Source organism: Mesorhizobium sp. M4B.F.Ca.ET.017.02.2.1 (assembly GCF_003998955.1).
GTDB classification, from domain to species: domain Bacteria; phylum Pseudomonadota; class Alphaproteobacteria; order Rhizobiales; family Rhizobiaceae; genus Mesorhizobium; species Mesorhizobium abyssinicae.
This window is the reverse complement of sequence record NZ_RZOF01000416.1, coordinates 1-5,080: the sequence shown is the minus strand read 5'-3', so window position 1 is coordinate 5,080 and position 5,080 is coordinate 1. Positions and strand designations below refer to the sequence as shown.

Annotated in this window: 5 protein-coding genes and 1 pseudogene; 2 read left to right on the top strand and 4 right to left on the bottom strand. The window is 64.8% G+C overall.

Translation table 11 applies throughout. The features are described 5' to 3' along the window. Nucleotides 1–31 precede the first annotated feature (31 nt). Together EN738_RS30795 and EN738_RS30790 are read left to right on the top strand one after the other, a co-directional pair. Complete coding sequence (locus tag EN738_RS30795; RefSeq protein ID WP_127286896.1) at nt 32–361, top strand: hypothetical protein; 330 nt, start codon at nt 32–34, stop codon at nt 359–361. A gap of 81 nt (nt 362–442) precedes the next feature. After that, nucleotides 443–685 (top strand): YMGG-like glycine zipper-containing protein, encoded by a 243-nt coding sequence (locus tag EN738_RS30790; RefSeq protein WP_127286895.1) that lies wholly within the window; start codon nt 443–445, stop codon nt 683–685. A 100-nt stretch (nt 686–785) separates the two neighbouring features. Here EN738_RS30790 and EN738_RS30785 read toward each other — a convergent pair whose 3' ends face one another. The 4 genes and pseudogenes from EN738_RS30785 to EN738_RS30770 all read right to left on the bottom strand — a co-directional run. Further along, complete coding sequence (locus EN738_RS30785) at nt 786–2,408, bottom strand: CHASE domain-containing protein (RefSeq protein WP_127286894.1); 1,623 nt, start codon at nt 2,406–2,408, stop codon at nt 786–788. 228 nt (nt 2,409–2,636) lie between these two features. After that, complete coding sequence (locus EN738_RS30780; RefSeq protein ID WP_127391062.1) at nt 2,637–3,434, bottom strand: ATP-binding cassette domain-containing protein; 798 nt, start codon at nt 3,432–3,434, stop codon at nt 2,637–2,639. Between the two features lie 28 nt (nt 3,435–3,462). After that, nucleotides 3,463–4,782 carry a sugar ABC transporter permease gene (locus EN738_RS30775; protein WP_127286893.1) on the bottom strand — a complete coding sequence of 440 codons (1,320 nt, stop codon included), beginning with the start codon at nt 4,780–4,782 and terminating at the stop codon, nt 3,463–3,465. Nucleotides 4,783–4,933: 151 nt separating this feature from the next. Further along, nucleotides 4,934–5,080 (bottom strand): annotated as a pseudogene (locus EN738_RS30770) (D-xylose ABC transporter substrate-binding protein); the annotation flags it as partial.

Sequence of the window (5,080 nt, the reverse complement as noted above, 5' to 3'; positions counted from 1 at the left end):
TGCTCCGTTCTTGTGCGAGAGGAATCTCGCCATGGAACATATTGCTGCCTTGCTGCTGGTCATCGGCTGCTCCAACTCCATGACCGAATGCCGTGAATTGTCGGTGCCTGTCAGCGTCTTCGAGACCGCCGAGCAATGCACCGCCGAACGGCCCTTCGCCCTGACCGACGTTCGGGGCCAGGCTCCTCATGTCGTTGCCAAATGCCTCGCCGTCGACCCGGCGCTGGAGGACGACTACGACCAGATCGTCTGGAACGTGCGTCCGGACGGCACGCTCGACGCGTCCCTGCAGGTCTCCGGCCTCGTCCTGGCCTCCAACGACAGTGCGCGCCCCGAAAAAACCGATCTTGGTCAACAATAAAATCGAGCGGGCAAAGGCCGTTGTTTCATGTTAAATGGCGGTTGTAGCCTCCTAAAGTGAGGACAAAGGAGAGGTGACTTCATGCGGAAGATAATTATTGCCATGGTTGCGGTTGTCGCGGTCAGCGGCTGCAGCACGACCGAGCGGGATGTTGGCGTTGGCGCCGGCGTCGGCGCCGTTGCCGGTGGCCTGATTGGCGGCACCAAGGGCGCGCTCATCGGTGCGGCCGTCGGCGCGGGCTCGGGTCTGCTGGTTCGCAACCTGCGCAATGGCTATTGCCAGTATCGCGACAATCGCGGCCGTCTCTACACGGCTCGCTGCTGATCGCTTCGGACCAGGCGCAATAGGAACGGAGGCCGGCTCGTCCGGTCTCCGTTTGTTTGTGCCGCCTGCACTTGAAGCTTCCTGGTGAGGGGAGCGCCTTTCAGGTCGCCAGCGGGATTCTGATTTCCACCTTCAGCCCCTCGGCGAGAAACTCGCGCTTGATCGTGCCACGCAATTCGCGCGTCACGTTGAGATCTATGAGCTTGGTGCCGAAGCCGGTCTTGGCCGGGGCTTCGAGCTGCTTCTGTCCGGCTTCACGCCAGTTGAGCACCAGCAGCCTGTCGCGGCCGCGCCCCTGCAGCGACCAGTCGACCTTGAGCGCCCCCACGGAATTGCCGGCCTCGCCATATTTCAACGCGTTGGTCGCCAGCTCATGGAAAGTCAGGCCGAGTGCCTGGGTCGTCGTCTCGTCGAGCAGCACCTCCGGTCCGGACAATATGCCAGCGGGAAGCTCCTTGCCGAACACCTGGCCGAGCTCGATGCGCAGCAGATCGCCGAGATCGGCCTTCTGCCAGCGCGAGCGGGTCAGCATGTCCTGCGACGCCGCCATCGCCTGCAGCCGCGCCGCGAAGGACGACGAGAACTCCTTCACGTCGGTGGCGTGCGAAGCCGTCTGGCGCGCGATCGCCAGCACCCTGGTGATCGAGTTCTTGATGCGATGCTTCATCTCCTGCAGCATCAGCTCCTTCTCGAGCAGGCTCTTTTCCGTCGTTTCGTGCAGCAGCGATACCGCGTCATAGGCACGCTCCTGATAGCGCGCCACCAGCGCTATGGCGCCGGCGAGCAACAGTCCGAACAGGCCGAGCATCACCGGAATGGCGCGCGAGGACGGCAGCGAGAAAGCGCTTGTCGGCCGAAACAGCACCGTCCAGGGACGGCCGGCGACGACGAGCTTGCGGCTCACCAGCAGCCTCTCGCCGAGGGTCTCGGACGGCGGCGTCTCCGACCGGAACAGAAGATTGCCGGCGTCCACCTTGCCGTCATAGATCTCGGTGTTGACCGGCAGCAGCGGGGCGCGGCTGAGCGCAGTCTGGAACAGGTCTCGGGCGCGGAAGGCCGCATAGAGGAATCCCGCCGTCGACGACCGGCTGGCGTTGATGACCTCGGGCGCGGTTTCGACATTGAGCCGCACGAAGACCAGGAACCCGGGGAAGGTCTGGGTAGCGCCCGTCCCCTGGCCGAGCTGGACCAGGCCGCTTGCATGCTGCTGGTCGTCGGCCATCGCCTTTTCGATCGCCACCCGCCGTGCCGGCTCGGTGAACATGTCGTAGCCGATGCTGGCCTGGTTGGACGGAGCTATCGGTTCGAACATAACGATCGGCGTGCGCCACGGTTGCGTCGTCGCGGGGTAGACCTGATGCGCGACGCCATGGTCGCGCAGGATATCGCGCTCGACCGCCGCCTCGTCGCCGGCCTTGGCCAGCCGCAGGAAGCCGATTCCGCGCAGCCCGGCGAAATTGTTGTCGACATCGAGCGCGTTGAAGAACGCCTTGAATTCATTGCGTGAAATGTCGCCGTTGCGGGCGTCGAACAGCGCCTGGGTCGAGCGCAGCAGCGAAAGATGGAGATCGATACGGCTCTCGATCCGGTTGAGCGCGTCGTCCGCGGTCGCGTCGAACTTGATCCGCGCCGCTTCCTGCGTGGCGAAATAGGCGAACCCCGCCATCGTCAGGCTGATCAGCGCGACGGCGATGAAGGCGAGGATCGGGAAGAACTTTTTCAACTGAGGAAGTGGCCCCTGAACGGTTGGGCACCTTTATGAGCAAGTCCCCGCGGCAACACAATGGCGCGGCCAAATCATCATGACGCCTGGCACATCACGTATCGGACATTAGAGCAATGCCAGGAAAAGCGGGAAACGGTTTTCCGTCCGGAATTGAGTGAAAACAAAGAGATAGAGCGGTTCTGCGTTTCCGTGAAACGTTGAACCTCTCTGGCCGGCTTCCAATCCTCAGGCGGCGATCTTCAGCGCCCCCGGTCCGGGAATGGCGCCGGGCGGGCATTTGCCCAGGATGATCATGCCGAGCACCTCGTCCTGGGTGACGTCGCTGGTGCGCGCGGTGCCGACCACCTGCCCGTTCTTCATCACGCAGACCCGGTCGGCAAGCTCGAACACGTCGTGAATGTCGTGGCTGATCAGGAAGATGCCGATGCCCTCGGCCTTGAGCTGCTTGACCAGCTCGCCGACCTGCGCCGTCTCCTGCGGCCCGAGCGCGGCCGTCGGCTCGTCCATGATCAGGATGCGGGCGTTGAACAGGATGGCGCGCGCGATCGCCACCGACTGCCGCTGGCCGCCGGAGAGCTTGATCACCGGCTCCTTGAAGCGCTGGAAGCGCGGATTGAGCCGGCCCATCACCTTGCGCGCCTCGGCCTCCATGGCGACATCGTCGAGCGTGCCCCAGCCGGTCATCAGCTCGCGGCCAAGGAAGAGATTGGCGGCGGCGTCGACATTGTCGGCGAGCGCCAGCGTCTGGTAGATCGTCTCGATGCCGTATTTCTTGGCGTCGCGCGGGTTGGAAATGTGCGCCTCCTCGCCATTGACGAAGATCTGGCCGGCGTCGCGCTTGTAGGCGCCGGACAGGATCTTGATCAGCGTCGACTTGCCGGCGCCGTTGTGGCCGAGCAGCGCCACCACCTCGCCCGGAAAGAGATCGATCGAGGCATCGTCGACGGCGCGAATGCCGCCGAAGGCGATCGAGATGTTGCGCATGTCGATCAGCGGCGTGCCGGTGGGAGCTGTCTTTTCCATGATCGCGTCTCCTCCCTGAAGTTCTTGCTCAGACTCGCTTGCGGTAGACGGTGTCGAGCCAGACGGCGACGACCAGAACCGCGCCCACGACAATGCTCTGCAGCGGCGAGTCGATGCCGAGCAGCACCATGCCTGACTGCAGCGACTGCATCAGCAGCGCGCCGAGCATGGCCCCCAGCACGGTTCCCGAGCCGCCGGCGAGCGACGTGCCGCCGATGACGGCGGCGGCGATGACCAGCAGCTCGTCCAGCGTGCCCAGCGCGTTGGTGGCGGCGTTGAGGCGCGCCGACGAGATGGCGGCGCTGATCGAGGCCAGCACGCCCATGATCATGAACACCTTCATCGTCACCCAGCGCGTGTTGATGCCGGCGAGCGAGGCCGCCTCCGGATTGCCGCCGATGGCGAACACATAGCGGCCGAAGCGGGTTCGCCGGGTGATGAAGGTCATGACAATGCCGACCGCGACCGCCATCAGCACCGGTATGGCGATGCCGTGAGCGATGAACAGACCGCCTTCGGGAAGGGTGATGCCGTTCTGCTGGGCGTACTGGCGCACGATGCCGACCGGCCACGGATAGGAATTGGCGACTGAGACCGCGCCGAGGATGGCGGCGCAGGCGACGACGCCGAGGAAGACTTCAGCCCACACCGGACGCAGCGGGAAATTGAACCGCTTGCGCTGCGAGCGGCCGTTGAGCAGCGCGAAGGCGACCGCCGCGCAGGCGACGACGCCGACGACCCAGCTCGCCGTGGCGCCGATCGAGCCGCGCGGTCCGCCACCCATCAACTGGAAGGTGGCGTCGAGCGGCGCGACCGTGCGGCCGCTGGTGATCATCCAGGCCATGCCGCGCCAGACCAGCAGGCCGCCCAGCGTGACGATGAAGGCCGGCACCTCCATATAGGCGATGATGAAGCCCTGGAAGGCGCCGATCGCCAGGCCAAGCACCACGCCGGCAGCGAGCGCGATGATCCACAGCCATGGATTTCCGAGCTCGAGACCGATGACTCGGATCAGGAATTCGGCCTGCGCCACGCCCATGATCATGCCGACCACGCCTTCGACGGAGCCGACGGAAAGATCGATATTGCGCATGACGATGACCAGCACCATCCCGGTCGCCATGATGGCTACCGAGGACGTCTGCACCGACAGGTTCCACAGGTTGCGCGGCGTCAGGAAAAGCCCGCCCGACAGGACGTGGATGCCGATCCAGATGACCAGCAGCGCGCCGACCATGCCGAGCATGCGCGTGTCGAGTTCGGTTGCCTTGAGGAAGCGGCCGGCGGCGCTGAGTTCGGCTGCGCGTGCCCGGTCCGCGGCGACCGTGCTTGAGGTCGTATCGGTCATGATTTCCTCCCACCGGTTTGCCGTCTGGCGCGGTTGCCGGAACACGATTCTATTGGCTTTCCCGGCTCACTTGAAGCCGGAAGCCCGTTGCGAAACGAAGCTTGATGGACGCCGCGGCTCATGGGCCGCGGCGCCTGGTCTTCAAACTGCCTCAGTTGCAGGCAGCGACGGCGCCCGCGGCAACGCCGGCGCAGACTTCGTCCTTCTTGATCCAGCCCGCGTCGATGACGACGTTCAGGTTGTCCTTGGTGATCGCGACCGGCGTCAGGAACAGCGACTTGACGGTATTGCCGCCCGG